The sequence below is a fragment of the Frateuria sp. genome, from assembly GCF_035943815.1.
In the GTDB taxonomy this organism is placed as follows: Bacteria; Pseudomonadota; Gammaproteobacteria; order Xanthomonadales; family Rhodanobacteraceae; genus Frateuria_A.
The window spans coordinates 53,423-71,333 of the sequence record NZ_DASZBU010000018.1 but is presented as its reverse complement, the minus strand read 5'-3'; the positions used below and the strand labels follow the sequence as shown (position 1 = coordinate 71,333).

Annotated in this window: 21 protein-coding genes; 18 read left to right on the top strand and 3 right to left on the bottom strand. The window is 69.0% G+C overall.

All coding sequences use genetic code 11. The features are described from left to right. Nucleotides 1-223 precede the first annotated feature (223 nt). From VGU65_RS13700 to VGU65_RS13675, 6 genes are all read left to right on the top strand, one after another. Nucleotides 224-700 carry an Hsp20 family protein gene (locus VGU65_RS13700; RefSeq protein ID WP_327476611.1) on the top strand — a complete coding sequence of 159 codons (477 nt, stop codon included), beginning with the start codon at nucleotides 224-226 and terminating at the stop codon, nucleotides 698-700. A 158-nt stretch (nucleotides 701-858) separates the two neighbouring features. After that, the gene (msrB, locus tag VGU65_RS13695; RefSeq protein ID WP_327476609.1) at nucleotides 859-1,314 is read left to right on the top strand and encodes a peptide-methionine (R)-S-oxide reductase MsrB; all 456 of its coding nucleotides are present in this window, start codon (nucleotides 859-861) and stop codon (nucleotides 1,312-1,314) included. Further along, nucleotides 1,311-1,817 carry a peptide-methionine (S)-S-oxide reductase MsrA gene (gene msrA, locus VGU65_RS13690; protein WP_327476607.1) on the top strand — a complete coding sequence of 169 codons (507 nt, stop codon included), beginning with the start codon at nucleotides 1,311-1,313 and terminating at the stop codon, nucleotides 1,815-1,817. The genes msrB and msrA overlap by 4 nt, the downstream gene beginning before the upstream one ends. Before the next feature lie 156 nt (nucleotides 1,818-1,973). Further along, nucleotides 1,974-3,047: a sugar-transfer associated ATP-grasp domain-containing protein gene (locus VGU65_RS13685; RefSeq protein ID WP_327476605.1), complete on the top strand. Its 1,074-nt coding sequence runs from the start codon at nucleotides 1,974-1,976 to the stop codon at nucleotides 3,045-3,047. A gap of 154 nt (nucleotides 3,048-3,201) precedes the next feature. After that, a complete protein-coding gene (locus VGU65_RS13680; protein ID WP_327476603.1) occupies nucleotides 3,202-3,558 on the top strand; it encodes a DUF1428 domain-containing protein in 357 nt (118 codons plus the stop codon). 528 nt (nucleotides 3,559-4,086) lie between these two features. Further along, nucleotides 4,087-4,746: a thiopurine S-methyltransferase gene (locus tag VGU65_RS13675; RefSeq protein ID WP_327476601.1), complete on the top strand. Its 660-nt coding sequence runs from the start codon at nucleotides 4,087-4,089 to the stop codon at nucleotides 4,744-4,746. Between the two features lie 18 nt (nucleotides 4,747-4,764). Here the strand turns inward: VGU65_RS13675 and VGU65_RS13670 are convergent, their stop codons facing one another. Further along, nucleotides 4,765-5,232, bottom strand: coding sequence for a YybH family protein (locus VGU65_RS13670; RefSeq protein ID WP_327476600.1), 468 nt, complete (start codon nucleotides 5,230-5,232; stop codon nucleotides 4,765-4,767). 262 nt (nucleotides 5,233-5,494) lie between these two features. Between VGU65_RS13670 and VGU65_RS13665 the strand changes: the two genes are divergently transcribed. The 3 genes from VGU65_RS13665 (at nucleotide 5,495) to VGU65_RS13655 (ending at nucleotide 7,465) form a co-directional block, all read left to right on the top strand. Beyond that, complete coding sequence (locus tag VGU65_RS13665) at nucleotides 5,495-6,049, top strand: hypothetical protein (RefSeq protein WP_327476598.1); 555 nt, start codon at nucleotides 5,495-5,497, stop codon at nucleotides 6,047-6,049. A gap of 155 nt (nucleotides 6,050-6,204) precedes the next feature. Beyond that, nucleotides 6,205-6,684 carry a VOC family protein gene (locus tag VGU65_RS13660; protein WP_327476596.1) on the top strand — a complete coding sequence of 160 codons (480 nt, stop codon included), beginning with the start codon at nucleotides 6,205-6,207 and terminating at the stop codon, nucleotides 6,682-6,684. 127 nt (nucleotides 6,685-6,811) lie between these two features. Beyond that, entirely contained in the window at nucleotides 6,812-7,465 is a 654-nt protein-coding gene (locus VGU65_RS13655) for a glutathione S-transferase family protein (protein ID WP_327476595.1), read from the top strand. Nucleotides 7,466-7,530: 65 nt separating this feature from the next. Here VGU65_RS13655 and bla read toward each other — a convergent pair whose 3' ends face one another. Then, nucleotides 7,531-8,433: a subclass B3 metallo-beta-lactamase gene (gene bla / locus VGU65_RS13650; RefSeq protein ID WP_327476594.1), complete on the bottom strand. Its 903-nt coding sequence runs from the start codon at nucleotides 8,431-8,433 to the stop codon at nucleotides 7,531-7,533. Between the two features lie 187 nt (nucleotides 8,434-8,620). On the opposite strand from bla, the gene VGU65_RS13645 reads away from it, so the two are divergent. The 7 genes from VGU65_RS13645 to VGU65_RS13615 all read left to right on the top strand — a co-directional run bounded on the left by VGU65_RS13645 (nucleotide 8,621) and on the right by VGU65_RS13615 (nucleotide 15,063). Continuing rightward, nucleotides 8,621-10,774 (top strand): TIR domain-containing protein, encoded by a 2,154-nt coding sequence (locus tag VGU65_RS13645; protein WP_327476593.1) that lies wholly within the window; start codon nucleotides 8,621-8,623, stop codon nucleotides 10,772-10,774. A 40-nt stretch (nucleotides 10,775-10,814) separates the two neighbouring features. After that, nucleotides 10,815-11,183 (top strand): hypothetical protein, encoded by a 369-nt coding sequence (locus tag VGU65_RS13640; protein ID WP_327476591.1) that lies wholly within the window; start codon nucleotides 10,815-10,817, stop codon nucleotides 11,181-11,183. Nucleotides 11,184-11,275: 92 nt separating this feature from the next. Beyond that, nucleotides 11,276-11,422: a hypothetical protein gene (locus VGU65_RS13635; protein ID WP_327476589.1), complete on the top strand. Its 147-nt coding sequence runs from the start codon at nucleotides 11,276-11,278 to the stop codon at nucleotides 11,420-11,422. A gap of 87 nt (nucleotides 11,423-11,509) precedes the next feature. Further along, the gene (locus tag VGU65_RS13630; protein ID WP_327476587.1) at nucleotides 11,510-13,183 is read left to right on the top strand and encodes a hypothetical protein; all 1,674 of its coding nucleotides are present in this window, start codon (nucleotides 11,510-11,512) and stop codon (nucleotides 13,181-13,183) included. A 132-nt stretch (nucleotides 13,184-13,315) separates the two neighbouring features. Next, a complete protein-coding gene (locus tag VGU65_RS13625; protein ID WP_327476585.1) occupies nucleotides 13,316-14,197 on the top strand; it encodes a diguanylate cyclase domain-containing protein in 882 nt (293 codons plus the stop codon). A 168-nt stretch (nucleotides 14,198-14,365) separates the two neighbouring features. Further along, entirely contained in the window at nucleotides 14,366-14,569 is a 204-nt protein-coding gene (locus VGU65_RS13620; protein ID WP_327476583.1) for a hypothetical protein, read from the top strand. Nucleotides 14,570-14,853: 284 nt separating this feature from the next. Further along, nucleotides 14,854-15,063 carry a cold-shock protein gene (locus tag VGU65_RS13615; RefSeq protein ID WP_327476581.1) on the top strand — a complete coding sequence of 70 codons (210 nt, stop codon included), beginning with the start codon at nucleotides 14,854-14,856 and terminating at the stop codon, nucleotides 15,061-15,063. Nucleotides 15,064-15,149: 86 nt separating this feature from the next. Here the strand turns inward: VGU65_RS13615 and VGU65_RS13610 are convergent, their stop codons facing one another. Continuing rightward, a complete protein-coding gene (locus VGU65_RS13610) occupies nucleotides 15,150-15,293 on the bottom strand; it encodes a hypothetical protein (RefSeq protein ID WP_327476579.1) in 144 nt (47 codons plus the stop codon). Nucleotides 15,294-15,636: 343 nt separating this feature from the next. On the opposite strand from VGU65_RS13610, the gene VGU65_RS13605 reads away from it, so the two are divergent. Continuing rightward, nucleotides 15,637-16,494, top strand: coding sequence for a PA4780 family RIO1-like protein kinase (locus VGU65_RS13605; RefSeq protein WP_327476577.1), 858 nt, complete (start codon nucleotides 15,637-15,639; stop codon nucleotides 16,492-16,494). A gap of 274 nt (nucleotides 16,495-16,768) precedes the next feature. Next, the gene (locus VGU65_RS13600) at nucleotides 16,769-17,536 is read left to right on the top strand and encodes an SH3 domain-containing protein (RefSeq protein WP_327476575.1); all 768 of its coding nucleotides are present in this window, start codon (nucleotides 16,769-16,771) and stop codon (nucleotides 17,534-17,536) included. Nucleotides 17,537-17,911 lie beyond the last annotated feature (375 nt).

Sequence of the window (17,911 nt, the reverse complement as noted above, 5' to 3'; positions counted from 1 at the left end):
ATCCACGGCAATGCCCGCGACCGCAGCGCAGCGCCCGCTCCGGTGGCCTGACCGCACGCGATTGATCGATGCGCGCAAATGGGCGCCTAAACGTCCGCTGAAATTCGGCGCTTGAAAGCTGCCACGACGCCCCTAAATGCCGATCGCCAGCCGGCAGGCTGGCGCCCCCGGGCCATGGGCCGGTGGCTTCCCTTTCCATGTTGCTCTTGAGGAGGATATGGTCATGCGTACGATGTTCGATCTGGCTCCGCTGCATCGGTCAAGCATCGGTTTCGACCGCATTTTCGACATGCTGGAAAACGCCACGCGCGCACAGGCGGTGGACAACTGGCCGCCCTACGACACGGTCAAGCTCAGCGAGGACCGCTACCGCATCACCATGGCGGTCGCCGGCTTCCGCCGCGAGGACCTGGACATTTCGGTGCAGCCCAACCTGCTGGTGGTCACCGGCGAGCGCAAGAACGGCGATCAGGACGGCGAATACCTGTATCGCGGCATCGCCAGTCGCGCCTTCTCCCGGCGCTTCGAACTGGCCGACCATGTGAAGGTGACCGGCGCCCATCTCGCCGACGGTCTGCTCACCATCGAGCTGGAGCGCGAGATTCCCGAAGCGATGCGCCCGCGTCGCATCGCCATCGGCGGCGCGGACACCGCGCTCGAATCGACCGGCCAGCGCCAGCTCGAGGCGCAGGCCGCCTGACCTGCCCGCCCGGCTCCGCCCTTGCGCCGGAGCCGCCGGTTGCGGTGATCGTTACGGCCCGCCGCGAGGCGGGCCGTCTTTTTCTTGCCCACGCTTGGATGGCATCGGCCCGCCCCCATGTCCTCCCGCACACGCCGACGCATCCCGAGAGGCCGCCCATGCCCGACTACCGCAAGACGCCCGAGGCGCTCGCCCGCCTCACGCCCGAGCAGTTCCGCGTGACCCAGCAGAACGGCACCGAGCGGCCCTTCGACAACGCCTTCAACGATCACCGCGAGCCGGGCCTGTACGTGGACGTGGTATCGGGTGAGCCGCTGTTCACTTCGCTGGACAAGTTCGACAGCCATTGCGGCTGGCCCAGCTTCAGCCGCCCGGTCGAGCCGGCGCACGTGGTCGAGAAGCGCGACATGAGTCATGGCATGGTCCGCACCGAGGTTCGCTCCAGCCACGGCGACAGCCATCTGGGCCACGTCTTCCCGGACGGCCCGCGCGAGACCGGCGGCCTGCGCTATTGCATCAACTCCGCCTCGCTGCGATTCGTGCCGCTCGATGACCTGGAGCGCGAGGGCTACGGCGACTACCGCAAACTGTTCGAGCAGAGGGCCACGCCATGAATGAACGAGCGATCCTTGCCGGCGGCTGCTTCTGGGGCGTGCAGGAACTGCTGCGCCAGCAGCCGGGCGTGATCTCCACCCGCGTGGGCTACTCCGGCGGTGACGTGCGCAACGCCACCTACCGCAACCACGGCAGCCACGCCGAGGCGGTGGAGATCCTGTTCGACCCGCAGCGCATCAGCTACCGCCAGTTGCTGGAATTCTTCTTCCAGATCCACGACCCGAGCACGCCCGATCGGCAGGGCAACGACCGCGGCAGCAGCTACCGCTCGGCGATCTACTTCACCAGCGAGGAGCAGCGGCGCGTCGCCGAGGACACCATCGCCGACGTGGACGCCTCCGGCCTGTGGCCCGGCAAGGTGGTGACCGAAGTCGAGCCGGCCGGCGATTTCTGGGAGGCCGAGCCCGAGCACCAGGACTACCTGCAGCACTACCCCACCGGCTACACCTGCCACTTCGTGCGGCCCGGCTGGAAGCTGCCCCGGCGCGCCGAAGCGGGCTGAGGCGGCGCGCGCCACGCTCTTTCACGGCCTCTTGAGGACCGCCCCGGTATCACGCGTGGCCACCTGCCGTGGGCGCGGACGACCATGGTGACGCCCGCGCAGGCGCATTCCGCAGGTCATCCGCCCTGCCCGGCCGTCCACCGTAAGGAGCGCAGGATGCCCCTCTCGCCCACATCGCTGAAGAACTCCACTGCCGCCGCCGCCGCCCGCGTCTTCACGGAGCTGCGCCAGATCCATTCCAACCACCAAGCACACACCGTGCTTCGCGCGGTGGAGCGCCAGCGCGGACTGACCAACAAGGCGCACGTCCGTCGCGCGGACGAGTACGCGCGGGAAGTGCTGGGCAGCGCCCGCTACGCGCCCTGGCTGCAGGTCTACACCGCCGTCAGCGGTGGCTTCCGCGAAGGCTGGATTCCGGACAACTACTACGGCCTGGTGGTCGATCCGCTCAAGGGCGGCGAGGTGGCCAAGGTCGCGCTGGTCAAGTCCTTCACCAACCGCATCCTGGACACCGACGCGCTGCCGGACCTCGCCTACGTGATCGACGGCATCTTCTACGCACGCGATTACCGTCCGGTCTCGGCGGCGGAGCTGCCCGAGATCCTGTTCGCCCAGGACGAGCGCACCGTGTTCAAGGCCGACAACTCCTACCAGGGCCGCAGCGTGACCTTCATGACGCGGGCGGATTTTCCTGCGGGCGGCGCGGTCCGGCTTCCGGATGGCGTGTTCCAGGCGCCGATCCACCAGCACGATTTCTTCGCCGCGATGAGCCCGCGCTCCACCGCGACGCTGCGCATCACCACCGCGCGCGAGCTCGACGGCCGCATCGCGGTGAAGGCCGCCTACCTGCGGCTGGGCCGCGCCAGCGACGACATCGTGAGCTGCCGCAGCCACGTACGCGTGGCCGTGGATGCCGCGCGCGGCACGCTGGGCGACACCGGCTACCTGCACGACTGGCAGCGCACGGAAACCCACCCCGACACCGGCTTCCGCTTCGCCGGCCAGGCGATCCCGCGCTACGACGAGGCGGCAGAGCTGTGCAAGACGCTGCACCAGAGCTGCCCGCACATGCTCTGCCTGGGCTGGGACCTGTGCATCGACCGGCAGGAGCGGCCGCGCATCATGGAATGGAACGCGCGCTACAACGACATCAAGTTCTCCGAGGCGACCACCGGCCCCTGCTTCCGCGGGCTCGGCTGGGAGCATCTGTGGAGGCGCGAGGCCGCCTGATGACCGGGCGGGGTGTCGATTCCGCCATAGCCGGTTCGTCGCGATGGGTAGCCCTGATCTCGGTGCGTCGCCGGTTAGCCTTCGGCGCCGCATCCACTCCGGGGCTTCCCTAAGGCGCAGGCATTCCGCCTGAGCGAAACGCAGGAGGATCCCCATGTCCTATATCGACGGCTTCGTCATCGCCGTGCCCACGGCCAACAAGCAGCAGTTCATCGATCACGCCAGGCGTTTCGACGAGCTGTTCCTCGAGTTCGGCGCGACCCGCATCTGCGAGTGCTGGGGCGACGACGTGCCCGAGGGCAAGCTCACCGACTTCCATCGCGCCGTGAAGGCCACGGCGGAGGAGACGGTGGTGTTCTCGTGGATCGAGTGGCCGGACAAAGCCAGCCGCGACGCCGGCATGAAGAAGGTCATGGAGGACCCGCGCATCGGCCCCGACACCCCGATGCCCTTCGACGGCAAGCGGATGATCTTCGGCGGGTTCGCGCCGGTGGTGACGTTGGGCGGGTAGCGTGTGGGTTGGGGCCCGCTGGCGCGTGGATGCCTGGCGCGCATCCTGGGAGGACGAACCCGGCACCGTGCGCGGCAGTTCTACCCACTGAGGCGATGACCTGTAGGCCACCACGCGCGAGGCTGATAGCGTGGTGGCCGACCGTATGGGTGACGTGGCCACTCGGCTCGGCGCCACGCGTGCACGGGTCGCCCGGGCCTGGCTGCTGCGCCAGCTGGTGTGACCGCGCCGATCGTCGGCGCTACGCGCACGCCGCACTGGACGCGCCGTATGTCGCAACCGAAAAAAAGAGGCCCTCGTCCACGATGGCCTCCGTCGATCACTCTGCCTGTGCGGGCTACTGCCTTTCGCAAAGGTAACGACTGGCCGGATAACGACTGGCCGGATAACTACCGACCGGCGACAACGTCGGGTCGGCGCAAAATAAGGGGCAGGATTTACGACCATTCACCCGTCGGCGCGCCAGGGAATGCCTAGGCAGCGGGAGCCGGCCTACGCACAATCGACGGACTTCATCGGGAGAACGCCATGGATGCAAACTTCTGGCTCGAGCGCTGGCGCGAAGGCCGCACCGGCTTCCACCGCACCGACGTCATGCCGCTGCTGCGCAAGCACTGGCCTGCGCTGGAGGTGCCGCGCGGCAGCCGCGTCCTGGTGCCTTTGGCCGGCAAGACGCTGGACATGGTCTGGCTGGCGGCACAGGGCCTGCGCGTGCTGGGCGTGGAACTATCGCCCTTGGCGGTGCAGGCCTTCTTCGCCGAACATCGGCTGCGGCCGCAGCAGCATGTTTCGGCCTGCGGCGAGCACTACGTCGCGGGCGACATCGAGATCATCCAGGGCAACGTGTTCGACCTGGACGATGCGACCCTGGCCGGTTGCCGCGCCGTCTACGACCGTGCCGCGCTGATCGCGTTGCCCGCACCGATGCGCAGGCAATACGCCCAGTCGGTCTACGGGCGCCTGCCTGAGGGTTGCCGCGGCCTGGTGATCACGCTCGATTATCCGCCCGACGAAATGGACGGCCCACCCTTCGCCGTGCCGCCGACGGAAGTGCGGGAGCTTTACGGACGCGACTGGCAGGTCACGATGCTGGAACACCGCGACATCTACGCCGACGATCCGGGCTGGGCCGAACAGGGCCTGAGCGCCATGGCTACCGACGTCTTCCGGCTCGATCGGCGCGCCTGAACCCGCGCCGCCGGGCGCTCAGCTGGAATGGTCCAGGATGATCTTCCAGCCCTGCGCGGTCTTCTCCCACAGCAGCGAATACACGCCGTCGTCCTGCGCAACCTCGCCGTGCGCCGTGCGGTCGAGATGGAAGCGGCCGGTTACCGCCGCATAGCGCGCCTCGCCATGGGCGCAGGGAAGCAGCCGCACGTCGATATCGGAAAAGGTGAGCCGGCCCATCTGCGCCTTGCCGGCATAGTGCCGGCGGTAGCTTTCGAGAATCGCGCGATAGCCCTTGCGGACGGAGCGGCCGACGAAGGTGGTGTCGGGCGCGTCCTTGTATCCCTGCATGAAAGTCTCGACGTCGGCGCGGTTCCACGCTGCCTGCTGGGCGGCCATCACCTGGCGGATGGCCGCCGCCTCGTCGGCACTGCCTCCGCCGAAGGCCGGTCCGATGGCGCATGCCAGCAGCAGGCCGCATGCGATCCAACGACGTGACTTGTACATCGCCTGCTCCTGCCGCTCCGGATGAAGCGGCAGCCTAGCATCCAGCCCGGGATCCACGCGCAGCCGCCTATCGCACGGTCGTGCCCGGCCCGCGGTGGCACGTCCCGGCCGGCGTCATCAGCATCCGAGTTGTCCGCGGGAAGCCGGCAGCGGTCGATACCACCGCTCCATGACCCGCGCTTGATCCGCAGGTAACGCAAGGGGGGACACGCTTCGCTCGGGAACCCCGGACTGGCCGTGCCAGTTGTTACGGGAGGTTGCCATGCGCACTTCGATCGCCCCGCTCGTATTTGCCACCACACTCCTGGCCGCCGGCGCAGTGCAAGCTGCCCACCCCGAGGCAGCCAGCGATGCCAAGCTCATCGCAAGCGCCATGCGCGCGGCGCCCGCAGGCGTGGGGCCGCACGCCACCGTCATGGCCGTCGCCCCCGACGGCAGCATGCGCACCCTGCGCCAGGGCACCAATGGCTTCACCTGTATTCCCGATGCACCCGCCACGCCCGGCCCCGACCCGATGTGCGCCGACAAGGCGGCGATGGCCTGGATGCATGCCTGGCTGACCCATGCGACACCGCCGGCCGGCCAGGTCGGATTGATGTACATGCTCGAGGGCGGCACCGACGCTAGCAACACCGATCCATATGCCAAGACGCCCGGCTCGAAGCACTGGATCAGGACCGGCCCGCACGTCATGGTGGTCGGCGCGGACGACGCCTTCTACGACCAGTACCCGAAACTGGCCGATCCCCAGACCGACGCGCCCTATGTCATGTGGTCGGGCACGCCCTACCGGCACCTGATGGTGCCCGTCCGCTGACACAAGAAAAAAGGCAACCGCGCAGCCCGGCGACCCAGGCTGCCGCGGATGAGGCGGGCCACGCGTGATCGTGGCCCCAGGGTCGTTGTCGATTTTTGCGCTGGTCGTTCGTCGCAGGCATAAGGGGCACCGTGACCTGAACCTGGAGACGCGCAATGACCGCCAAGAACACGATCTGCCTCTGGTACGACGGCACCGCCCTGGACGCCGCCACCTTCTACGCCCAGACGTTTCCAGGCAGTGCCGTGGGCGCAGTGCATCGCGCGCCGGGCGATTATCCGGCAGGGCAACAGGGCGACGTGTTGACCGTCGAGTTCACGGTCATGGGCATCCCGTGTCTGGGCCTGAACGGCGGCCCGGGGTTCCCGCAGACCGAGGCTTTCTCGTTCCAGGTGGCCACCAACGACCAGGCCGAAACCGACCGTCTGTGGGACGCGATCATCGGCAACGGGGGCCAGCCCAGCGCCTGCGGCTGGTGCAAGGATCGCTGGGGCCTTTCGTGGCAGATCACCCCGCGCGCGCTGACCGCCGCGGTCACCGACCCCGACGCGGCCGCGGCCAAGCGCGCGTTCGATGCCATGATGAAAATGACCAAGATCGACATCGCCGCGATCGAGGCCGCGCGGCGCGGCTGATGCCGCGCTTGTGGCCTCGTTGGAAGAACCTGCGATCGGTGTGGCGGCTCGCGGTGTGACGATACCGCTCGCCGGCCCGCACCCTGCCATGCACCGAATGACCATGACATCACCTGGGAACCTATCGATGACACCGACCATCACCGCCTTCGAACATTCGCCCGATCGCGGCCAGGGGCTAGCGCGCGACATGCGCGTCCGCTGGGCGCTCGAGGAAGTGGGCAAGCCCTACGAGGTCCGGCTGCTCTCCTTCAAGGCAATGAAGGAGCCCGCCCATCGCGCGCTTCATCCGTTCGGGCAGATACCGACCTATGAGGAAGGCGACCTGGTCCTGTTCGAGTCGGGCGCCATCGTGCTGCACCTGGCGCAACGCCACGCCGGCCTGCTGCCCGAGGGCGCGGACGCCCGGGCGCGGGCCATTGCATGGATGTTCGCCGCGCTCAATACCATGGAAGCGCCGATCCTCGAGCTCCAGACGGCGAAGTTCGCCGAGGGCGACAAGCCCTGGTCCGAACAACGCCTGCCGCTGATCAAGGACCGCATTCGCCAGCGGCTGGGCGAGCTTTCGCTTCGGCTCGCCGACGCCGACTGGCTGGATGGCGCCTTCAGCGCCGGCGACCTGATGATGGTGGGCGTGCTGCTCCGGCTGAAGGCCTCCGGCCTGCTCGACGAGTACCCCAACCTCGCCGCCTACGTCGCCCGCGGCGAAGCGCGTCCCGCCTACAAGCGCGCATTCGCCGCGCAGCTGGCGGTGTTTACGGGCACGAATCCAGGCGTGTAAACAACGGTGGCGCCACGTACCGCGGGCGTGGGTGCTTTGCGAGTGCGCGCCAGGCTCTCACCCTGCTACTTCTTCGCCCGCTCTCCTGCCAGCGTCGCATCGAGCTTTTCGGTGGCGGTCGCGGCGTAGGCGCGGCACGCGCCCGCATCGACCAGCGGCGCGCTGTCGGTGTCGGACTTGCGCCGCGCCACTTTCTGCCAGAAGCCGCTGGCGTCGGGGTGTGGCGTCAGCAGGATGTCGCAAGGGAGTGCGGCCACGATGGCGATCGACCGGCGGAATGTGTTCATCTGCTGCGGGTGGTCGCTGTAGCGGAATACGGAGGATCCGAGCGCGGTGAGGCTGTCCGCGTAGACCATGTGCAGGCAGTGGCCTTCGCTGCACGAGTCCCAGGTCCACGACGTGCTCCCGGGGGTGTGGCCGGGCGTGTAGTGCGCGGTGATCGCCACGTCGCCCAGTTGCAGGGTTTCGCCGTCGCGCACGGGCCTCACATGTTCGACGGCGGGATACGTCAGCGCCAGGCTGTACTGCGGGTCGCTCGGGTCGGCTCCGCCGAGCTCCAGCGCGGGCGCGCCCTGCGCACTGGCCAGCACCTGCGCCCCGCTGTCCCGCTGCAACGCGGCGATGCCGCCGGCATGGTCGGCGTGGGCGTGCGAGTTGAGGATCCATTTGACGTCGCGCACGCGGAACCCGAGCGTGCGGATGTTCGCCTCGATCAGCGCCGCGGATGCGGGCAGGTCGCCGTCGAACAAGGCCAGCCCGTGGCCCGTATCGACGATCAACGCCGAGAGGCCATGCGGGCCCACGTACCAGGTGTTGCCGTAGATGCGGAAAGGCTTCTGCGGCGCATTCCATTGCTGGCCGTAGATGGCCTGGGGCGGCTTGCCCGAGGGCTGGGCTGCGCGCGTCACTGCAGGCGCGAGGATCAGGCCGAAGGCCACTGCGAGGGCGGGCAGGACGCGTAAGGACATGGCGGACTCCGTGGCGAAGCGGCAAGCATGGCCAAAGCCCCTGGCAGGCGGACGGCGGAATACGGGCGCCACGCAGGCAGGTAGCCGCGGCGGGCGGTGGGCGAAGGCAACGGTGCCCGTGAGCGGACCGTCACGCCCGCGGTGCTAGGTTCGCTCAGCCGCCAGCGACCGCATCGGGGTCGGCGTCATGGACCAGGCATTCCACGCACAGGCGTACCGGTACCGCGCCTTCATCAGCTACAGCCACCACGACAAGGCGTGGGCGGAGTGGCTGCACCGTGGCCTGGAAACCTACCGCGTACCCACGCGGCTGGTGGGCAAGGAAACCCGCGCCGGCACGGTGACCCGCCGCCTCGCGCCGATCTTCCGCGACCGCGATGAACTGGCCAGCTCGCCCGATCTGGGCGACAAGGTCGCGCAAGCGCTACGCCAGTCCGCCAACCTCATCGTGATCTGCTCACCGGCCGCGGCGGCCTCGCACTGGGTCGAGCAGGAACTGGAGACGTTCCAGCGCCTGGGCCGGGGCGATCGCATCTTCTGCCTGATCGTCGCCGGCGAACCGAATGCCGGCGCGCCGGAGGAATGCCTGCCGCCCGCGTTGCGCCAGGGCGGCGCCGAACCCCTCGCCGCCGACGTGCGCCCGGGCAAGGACGGCAAACCCAGCGCAAGGCTCAAGCTGATCGCCGGGCTGCTGGATCTGGAACTGGATCAGCTGCGCCGGCGCGAGCTGCAGCGGCGCAACCGCCGGCTGACCGCGATAGCTGCGCTGGCCACGGCGGTGATGCTGGTGACCAGCCTGCTGGCGATCGAGGCCGTGCTCGCCCGCCACGCCGCCGAGCGCCGCCAGAAGCAGGCCGAGGATCTGGTCGGCTTCATGCTCGGCGACCTCAACGACAAGCTCGCGCAGGTGCAGCGGCTGGACATCATGGAAGCGGTCGACGACAAGGCGATGGCCTACTTCCACTCGCTGCCGGCGACCGACGTCACCGACGAGGCGCTCGAGCAGCGCGTCAAGGCGCTGGAAAAGATCGGCAGCGTGCGCATGGACCAGGGCCAGCTCGCGCCGGCGGCAAGCGCTTTCGGGGCGGCCGCCCCGCTCGCGCGCCGGCTGGCCGAGGCGGCGCCGTCCGACCGCGAGCGGCAGATCGCCTACGCACGCGTGCAGGCGTTCATCGGCATGGCCGATTGGTACCGCGGCGACCTGGACGAGGCGGCGCGGGCCTTCGGTGGCGCGCAGTCCACGCTCGAGCGCATGGGCGCGGAGGCGGGCGGCGACCCGCAGGTGCTGTTCGAACTGAGCACGCTGGACAACGACATCGGCCACGTGTTCGAAGCGCGCGGCCGGCTGGACGAGGCCGGCGCGCACTACCGTCGCATGCTCGAGCGCTGCCGCCGGCTCGCCCTGCAGCCCTCGCCCAGGCGCGAGTGGCTGGAACACCTGGGCGAGGCGCACAACAACCTCGGCAAGCTCGCGCTCGTGCAGGGGCAGCTGCTCCAGGCGATCACGGAATACGCCGCCGACGATGCGATCGAAACGCGGCTGGCCAATGCCCGGCCGAACGACAACGACCAGCGCGAGAACATGGCCCGGGTGCGCGGCATCCTCGGCCGTACGTTGCTGCTGGCCGGCGAGGACGGGCGGGCCGCCGATGCGCTGAGCCAGGCCTTGTCCACCGCGGAGAATCTGCACCGGTTCGACCCGGCGCAGGCGAACTTCCAGGACAAGGTGGGCCTCTACGCCACCCAACTCGGACGGCTGCGGCGAATGCAGGGCGATTCCCGCACCGCCGCCAGCCTGCTGGCGCGCGCAGTCGCGACGCTGCAGACCCTCGCGCGTCACGATCCCGACAACACCGACTGGCAGCAGGACCTGGCACAGGCGCAGACCGAACGGGCCGCCGTGCTGCTCGCCGGCGGCGCGCGGGGCGCGGCGCTGATCGACGCACGCGCTGCGTCACGCGTGCTCGCGGCGCAGCTCGCCAGGCAGCCGGAAGAACGCACGCTGCTGCTCGCCAGCGCCCGCGCCGACCTGCAACTGGCCGAGCTGCAGGACGCGGCCGGCGCCCGCCGACTGCGCGAGAAGGCGCTGCAACGCCTGGCCGGCGTGCGCGGCGGCGCGGCCGACGTACGCCTGCTCGCGCTGCGCGTGGACGCGCTGCTCGCGCTGGACCGGACCGCCGAGGCGCAGCCGCTCGCGCGCCAGCTCTGGGCGTCCGGCTACCGCGACGCGGCGCTCATGCAGGAGCTGCGCCAGGCCCGCATCCCCTTCCCGCCCAACCCGGCCTTCGCACAACGCCTGCGCGACGCGCTCGACGGCGCAGCCTTGGCCGATGTGCGCTGAAGAACACCGCGATTTCCCCCCGCCAGCAAAGGAGAACGCCATGGAGCACCTGCTTCGCGTCACCCTGGACAAATCGACCCAGCCCTGGACGGTCGACATCGACCAGAACGGCAATGCCAACCACATCGACCGCAGCGCGCAGCCGCAGACGATCGTGTGGCAGCTGGAGGGCGATGCCGCCAACGGGCAATTGCAGCCGCTCGCCTGGGTGGACACGCCACCCGACGGCATCTTCGGGCCGGCCGAACCGTCGTCCAACGGCAAAAGCATGCAGATGACCGACCTCAACAAAAATGCGGCCAGCAGCGGCGACTGGGTCTACCGCCTGAGCGTGGCGCTCGATGGCCAGACCTACTCCACGCTCGACACCACCGGCACCAACACCAACCCCTCCATCAAGAACAACTGACCACCCTCGCGCCCGCGTCACCGGGCCGTAACGGCCCGCGACGTACACGCAAGCCGCGGCCGTCCCCGGCCGCCCGCCCAGCGGAGGCAATCATGTCCCAGCCACGCGAACCCCAGGCTCCCACGCCGGAGCTCACCCCCGACTCGCCATCCGACGAGCAGGCCCCGCTTGCCGAACCCCAGTTCTCCGGCACGCTGACGCCCGACACCACCACCCACCCATCGATCAAGAACAACTGAGCACCCTCGCCCCGCGCCGCCGGCAAGCGGCGCGGGGCCGCGGGCACGCGCCGGCCAGCGCGGCGCATCCTGGAGCCGGGAGCTTCCATGACGCCTCTGGTGATCGGCGTGACCAGCCATCGCGACCTGCCACCCGGGGACACGGAGACCATCCGCCTGCGCGTGCGCACGTTCCTTGGTGAACTGCAGCAGGCCTTCCCGGGCCTGCCGCTGGTCGTGCTCTCCGCACTGGCCGAAGGCGGTGACCGCCTGGTCGCCGAGGAGGGGCTGCGGGTCGGCGCGCGGCTCATCGCGCCGCTTCCGCTGCCGCCCGCGCTGTACGAGGAGGACTTCGCCGGTGCCGCCTCGCGCGAGGCCTTCGAGGCGCTGTGCGCGCGGGCCGAGACGATCGTGCTGCCGACCCGGCAGGGCCACACGCGCCACGAGATCAGCAACCCCGGCGACGCGCGCGACCGGCAGTACGCACAGGCCGGGGTGTACATCGCCAGCCATTGCCACATCCTGCTGGCGATCTGGGACGAGCAGCCCTCCGACCGGATCGGCGGCACCGCGCAGATCGTGCGCTACCACCTTACCGGCACCCTGCCCGGGCCGCCTGGCCAGGAGCGCGACCCGCGCCACATCCTCGGCGCGGGCGACGAGCGGCTGCTGTTCCACATCCGCTGCGCCCGCGCCGACGTGCCGGAAGGCCAGCGCCCGCCGGTGACGGCGCACTGGTGCCATGCGGCGGCCGACGCGCCCGAACCGGCCATGCCGGCGCTGTTCCGGCTGATGTTCGAGCACATGGCCGAGTTCAACGCCGACTGCAAGGCGCACGCGGCCGCGATCGGAACGGCGCCCGCACCTGCCGGCGATGCCGCCGCCGACATGGGCATCGACCGCACCTTCCGCGAGGCCGACTGGCTGGCGGTGCACTACCAGCGCCGCGTGCTGTTGTCGATGCGCACCATCTACACCCTGGCGGCGCTGATGGGCGCCGCCTTCACCTGCTACGCGCACTTCCGCGCGCAGAACGGCCTGATCTATCTGTTCCTGGTGCTGTTCGCGCTGGGCATGGCGGTCGCCGCCGTGGCCAACCGGCGCGGCTGGCACCGCAAGTACCTGGACTACCGCGCATTGGCCGAAGGCCTGCGCATCCAGTCCTACTGGCGCCGGGCCGGCATCTCGCTGACGCGGGACTACGCCTTCGCACACGACGATTTCCTGCAGAAGCAGAACGTGGAACTGGGCTGGATCCGCAACGTCATGCGCGCGGCCGGCCTGCCTCCCAGCCACGCGCCCGCGGCCGATGCGGCGGCGCTGGCCTGCGTCATCGACGAATGGGTGGGCCGCTCCGGCCGGTCCGGCCAGCTGCATTACTACGAGCGCAAGAGCATCGAGTGCGCCGGCCTGCACCGCGTCACCGAAGCCCTGGGCGCGCTGAGCCTGTGGGGCGGCGTCTCGATCAGCGTGCTGCTGGCGATCTTCGCGCTGCGCCTGGACGAGCAGATCAAGGGCTCGCTGGTGGCGCTGATGGGCATCCTCTCCATCATCGCCGCGGTGCGCGAGGCCTATGCCTACCGCAAGGCGGACAAGGTGCTGCTCAAGCAGTATCGCTTCATGGAACGCATCTTCGGTGCCGCGCGCACCGCGTTGGACCGTGCGGCCAATTCCGCGGAACAGCGCGCCATCCTGCGCGCGCTCGGCCACGCGGCGCTGACCGAACACGCCGAATGGACGCTGATGCAGCGCGAGCGCCAGGTCGAGCGCGGGCCGATGTAGCGTGGATGAGCCTTGCGCAGCGGGCCACATGCGCGTCAACGTTGGGTCGTCGTTCCTCGCCAGTTGCTGGCCTCTTTCTTGCTTGGCTTGGGACCGATAGCCTTGCGCCTGCAAACGCGAACCCTGACCTTCATGATCCCAAAGCTCCCCACGCCCGCCGAGTTGCTGGACCTGATGCCCGACGCGGTCTGCGTCGTCGACGCCCAGGGTCAGGTGCTCTTCGTCAGCGCGGGTTTCGGACGCATCCTGGGCTACGCGCCCGTGGAGGTGATCGGGCAGCCGATCTTCCGGCTAGTCCACCCCGACGACCGCGCGACGACCATGCAACAGGCCGAAAAGGTCATGAACGGGGTGCCGCAGCTCAACTTCCGCAATCGCTACATCCACAAGGATGGCCACAGTGTGGACATCCAGTGGTCGGCCCGCTGGCTGCCCGAATACGGCGTGCGCCTCGGCGTGGCGCACGAGGTGACCGAGCTGCGCCGCGCCGAGCGCGAACTCGAGCACCGCGCCACCCACGATCCGCTCACCGGGCTGCCCAACCGCCACCGGCTGCAGCACGAACTGCAGTACGCCCTCGAGCACGCATCCCGGACGGAGAACGGCCTGGCCGTGCTCTACCTGGACCTGGACGGGTTCAAGCGCATCAACGACCGATACGGACACGACGTGGGCGACCGCCTGTTGCGCGAAGCCGGGCGGCGCCTGCACAAGGGCCTGCGCCAGGACGACCTGATGGCCCGCATCGGCGGCGATGAGTTCGTCGCCCTGCTTCCCGGCTGCGGCGACGTGCAGGCCGCCGGCACCGTGGCCGAAGGTCTGCGCGCCTGCCTCAGGCTGCCGTTCGACCTGCCGGAGGGCACGTTCCATCTCGATGCCAGCATAGGCATCGCCTGCTTCCCGGACGGCGGGAGCGACCCGGACACGCTCCTGGCACGCGCGGACCGAGCGATGTACGAAGCCAAGCGCGACCGCCGTAGCGAAGGCGTTGGCAGTCCGGTGCGCGGCGAATAGCTCCGCTTCCACGCGCATCCTGCGGACTCGACTGTACGACGTCGGCGACCCTCGCCAAACATGCTGGCGCTCGTGACTTCATCCTCACTCCAGCGTAAGGCCGGTTGTCGGATGGTGATCCCGGCGCGGTAACCACCGCGTCGTTTTTCTTCAGATCGGAGATCGGAAATGCCCAATAGCAACGACAACCGTGGCGGCTCGCACGAGCGTGGCGGCTCTCACGAGCAGCACGTCAAGGCAGGCGAGCAGAGCCACAAGAACGACGACAAGTCGAAGTCGGCCGGCGGAAGCTCTTCCGGCAACCGCGGCAGCCAAGGGGGCAGCCACGAGCAGCATGTGAAAGCCGGTGAGCAGAGCCACAAGAACGACTGACCCTTCCAATGCAGTGCGAAACGGGGGGCGCTTCGGCGCCCCTCGGCATGGCTGCCGGCAGCTCGTCCCGAGGCTGAAACCGCACCAGGCTGAATGCTGGCGCTCGAAAACATTTGCTTCGCGGCGCGACAGCCATTAATGTGGCCGCGCTGAGTTTCAGGGGTCACCGAACTGTGGCCCGATGCTGTAGAACGCAGTTCCACTACACCGTTGTACCCGTTTCCTCCTTGCGACCAGCTCCTGCCGCGCCACGCGGCCTTCACCCGTTCCAAGGAGATACAACGATGTCCCAGACCGAAACCGGTACCGTCAAGTGGTTCAACGATGCCAAGGGCTTCGGCTTCATCAGCCGCGCCAGCGGCGATGACGTGTTCGTCCACTTCCGTGCGATCACCGCCTCCGGCTTCAAGAGCCTGCAGGAAGGCCAGAAGGTGTCCTTCATCGTGACCAAGGGCCCGAAGGGCCTGCAGGCCGACCAGGTGCAGCCGCTCTAAGCGACGGCCGCACGTTCCAGGAAAAGCCCGGCCCGGTGCCGGGCTTTTCTTTTTGGTGCGCCGCCGATGCTATCGAGCGGCCGCGGTCAACGGCGCGGCGGATCGCGCGGTGGATCGGCCGGCTTGTCGCCCTCGCTTACGGTGCGCTTCTTGGATTGTTTCTCGTCCTGCTGTTTCTTCTTGGCGATCTCGCGCTGACGTTTTTCGAATGCATAGTTGATCTTGGCCAATCGGGAAGTCCTCTGGGGAGCTAAGTCGTAAGTAGCCACCGCCGTGCGGCGATGCTCGTGCTGCGGGCGGCATACGCTCGAAGTGGCCGCCGACACAAGCGATGCGGGCAAGCGAGCGGAGCGGCGAGAAGTGTCGTAGCGAACGGAATCGCCTGGCGGCGCTTCCGACGTCGGGCGACCAGGGACAGCGCACACAGGCCGCAGATCGACGCATCCTACACCCTCGCCCCTCCCATGGCTTCGGCGGAGCAGGCGCGGCACCCGACGCCGTCCAGGCAGACGACTGCCCGGCAGGCGTACCGAACCCGTCATAATCGACGCTTCCCTTAGCCCCAACCTGCTTATGAAAACCCCCACCGGCTTGCTCGAACTCATCGACGACGGCGTCATCGACGAGGTCCTGCGTCCGCTCAAGAGCGGCAAGGAGGCCTCCGTCTACATCGTTCGCTCCGGCGAGGACGTGCGCTGCGCCAAGGTCTACAAGGACATGGCCCAGCGCAGTTTCCAGCAGCGCGTGCAATACCAGGAAGGTCGCAAGGTGCGCGGCAGCCGGCAGGCGCGGGCGATCGGCAAGGCCAGCAAGTTCGGCCGCAAGGAGGCCGAAGCGGCCTGGAAGAATGCCGAGGTCGACGCGCTGTATCTGCTCGCCGGCGCCGGCGTGCGCGTGCCGCAGCCTCACGGCTACTTCAACGGCGTGCTGGTGATGGAGCTGATCACCGACGCCCACGGCCACTCGGCCCCGCGGCTGGGCGAGGTGGAGCTGTCCGCCGACCTCGCCCGCGAATACCACGGCATCCTGATCCGCCAGATCGTGCGCATGCTTTGCGTCGGCATCATCCATGGCGACCTCTCCCCGTACAACGTCCTGGTGGCGCCCGACGGCCCGGTGATCATCGACCTGCCCCAAGTGGTCAGCGCCTCCGGCAACAACGCCGCCCGCACCATGCTGCGGCGCGACGTGAGCAACATCACCATCAACCTCTCGCGCTTCGCCCCGGAACTCCTCGATACGTATTACGCCGAGGAAATGTGGGCGCTGTTCGAACAAGGTGAGCTGCAGCCGGAGAGCGAACTGACCGGGCGCTTCGCGTTCGACGAAGGCATCGTCGACGTCGACAGCGTGATGCAGTCCATCATCGATGCCCGCGAGGAAGCGGCCATCCGCCAGCAGGGGCGCGAAGCGGCGTTGGCCGAAGGCTGAGCGAGGCCGGGGTCTGACCCGTTCGGCGCCCTGCCGCTTTTGAGAGGGCCACCTCGGGCCCGTAAGGGCCTGTGGCCGAAAACCCAGTACATCGACCAGGAGCGGCCGTTTTTGCCGTGCCCGGTTGACCCGGATTTGGGGTTTTCGTCACCCCCGCCCCACCACGCTGGATGAGGGATAAACCCTCGCGGCCTGCGCGCTTGCGCCGCCGTTTGGCCGGGACAGGCTGGCCGGGCCGGCCAGGGGCGGCCAACCTGCGATAAGGAGAGCAACCATGAAGCGATTTGCCTGGTACGGCGCACTGGCGCTGCTGGTGGGCGTTCCGGTGCAGTCCATGGCCGCGGACGGCTACGTGACCGGCGACGCCACGCTGCGCGCCGGGCCGGACATCGACTATCCGGCGGTGGACATGATTCCGGCGGGTGCGCCCATCGGCATCGAGGGTTGCACGGACGGCTGGGAATGGTGCGACGTGGTGTTCGACGGCGAGCGCGGCTGGGTGGCCGGCAACTTCATCCAGGACGAGTATGACAACCAGCCGGTGCTGGTTCCCGCGTACGGCGAGCGTCTCGGCATCCCGATCGTTTCGTTCTCCATCGTGACGTACTGGGACCGCTACTACGTCGACCGGCCGTTCTACCGCGAACGCGAGCGCTGGTATCACAATCCGCCGCCGCACCACGCGCCGCCGCCGCCTTCGCGCCAGCCCTGGTCGCACCCGCAGCGCAGGGAGGACAACCGCGGCGACCACGACCGCGACTACCACGACCGCGACGACAGGCACGCCGCCCCCGTGCCCTACCGCCGGGCCGAGCCGATGCCGGACCGTGCGCCGCCCCATGTGCCCGACGACCGGCACCTGCCGCCGCACGAGCCGGAGCAGCAGTTGCAGCGGTCGCCCGCAACGACTCCGACCGTGGAGCCGCGCGACGTGCCCGCCGGCCGCCCGCCCGGCGACCACGCGCCAGCAGGCCACCGCACGGACGCGCACCACGGCGACGACCACCCGCCGTCGGACCATGACAGGGACGATCAGCACTAGCCCGGGACGCGCCTGACCAACGGGCGCGCAATCCCGGATTGCGCGCCCCCGAGGTCGGCCTCGATCCCCTTGGACATCCGTACCGGGAGCTCCGCTAGCCATCCCAGCCGCTTGCGGCACTGCGGCGCGATGCCCATCACGCTGACTCCTCTTTCCGGACGTTGGCGATCCACGGCCTCGCGTTCTTCAAGCCGCAGGTCTATCGCGGTGGCCGCATCGGGATGGCCGGCGCCGACGCAGGCAGTTGGGACGACTGGCGCTGAGCGACAGCGACGGAAACCACGGCGAGGTCGTCACTTGCAGTCTGGCGCTGGCCTGCCTCGCCTTGAACGGTGTGCCCGGGCCGCAGTACGCGCTTTACGCGCGGACCCCGGC

Bases quoted from the DNA above. Each gene is read 5' to 3' on its own strand.
- VGU65_RS13655 (WP_327476595.1), top strand. From the start codon at position 6,812: ATGACACCGACCATCACCGCCTTCGAACATTCGCCCGATCGCGGCCAG.
- VGU65_RS13600 (WP_327476575.1), top strand. From the start codon at position 16,769: ATGAAGCGATTTGCCTGGTACGGCGCACTGGCGCTGCTGGTGGGCGTT.
- VGU65_RS13700 (WP_327476611.1), top strand. From the start codon at position 224: ATGCGTACGATGTTCGATCTGGCTCCGCTGCATCGGTCAAGCATCGGT.
- VGU65_RS13675 (WP_327476601.1), top strand. From the start codon at position 4,087: ATGGATGCAAACTTCTGGCTCGAGCGCTGGCGCGAAGGCCGCACCGGC.
- msrB (WP_327476609.1), top strand. From the start codon at position 859: ATGCCCGACTACCGCAAGACGCCCGAGGCGCTCGCCCGCCTCACGCCC.
- VGU65_RS13615 (WP_327476581.1), top strand. From the start codon at position 14,854: ATGTCCCAGACCGAAACCGGTACCGTCAAGTGGTTCAACGATGCCAAG.
- VGU65_RS13660 (WP_327476596.1), top strand. From the start codon at position 6,205: ATGACCGCCAAGAACACGATCTGCCTCTGGTACGACGGCACCGCCCTG.
- VGU65_RS13685 (WP_327476605.1), top strand. From the start codon at position 1,974: ATGCCCCTCTCGCCCACATCGCTGAAGAACTCCACTGCCGCCGCCGCC.
- VGU65_RS13670 (WP_327476600.1), bottom strand. From the start codon at position 5,232: ATGTACAAGTCACGTCGTTGGATCGCATGCGGCCTGCTGCTGGCATGC.
- VGU65_RS13640 (WP_327476591.1), top strand. From the start codon at position 10,815: ATGGAGCACCTGCTTCGCGTCACCCTGGACAAATCGACCCAGCCCTGG.
- VGU65_RS13630 (WP_327476587.1), top strand. From the start codon at position 11,510: ATGACGCCTCTGGTGATCGGCGTGACCAGCCATCGCGACCTGCCACCC.
- VGU65_RS13620 (WP_327476583.1), top strand. From the start codon at position 14,366: ATGCCCAATAGCAACGACAACCGTGGCGGCTCGCACGAGCGTGGCGGC.
- VGU65_RS13635 (WP_327476589.1), top strand. From the start codon at position 11,276: ATGTCCCAGCCACGCGAACCCCAGGCTCCCACGCCGGAGCTCACCCCC.
- VGU65_RS13665 (WP_327476598.1), top strand. From the start codon at position 5,495: ATGCGCACTTCGATCGCCCCGCTCGTATTTGCCACCACACTCCTGGCC.
- VGU65_RS13645 (WP_327476593.1), top strand. From the start codon at position 8,621: ATGGACCAGGCATTCCACGCACAGGCGTACCGGTACCGCGCCTTCATC.
- bla (WP_327476594.1), bottom strand. From the start codon at position 8,433: ATGTCCTTACGCGTCCTGCCCGCCCTCGCAGTGGCCTTCGGCCTGATC.
- VGU65_RS13605 (WP_327476577.1), top strand. From the start codon at position 15,637: ATGAAAACCCCCACCGGCTTGCTCGAACTCATCGACGACGGCGTCATC.
- VGU65_RS13680 (WP_327476603.1), top strand. From the start codon at position 3,202: ATGTCCTATATCGACGGCTTCGTCATCGCCGTGCCCACGGCCAACAAG.
- VGU65_RS13625 (WP_327476585.1), top strand. From the start codon at position 13,316: ATGATCCCAAAGCTCCCCACGCCCGCCGAGTTGCTGGACCTGATGCCC.
- msrA (WP_327476607.1), top strand. From the start codon at position 1,311: ATGAATGAACGAGCGATCCTTGCCGGCGGCTGCTTCTGGGGCGTGCAG.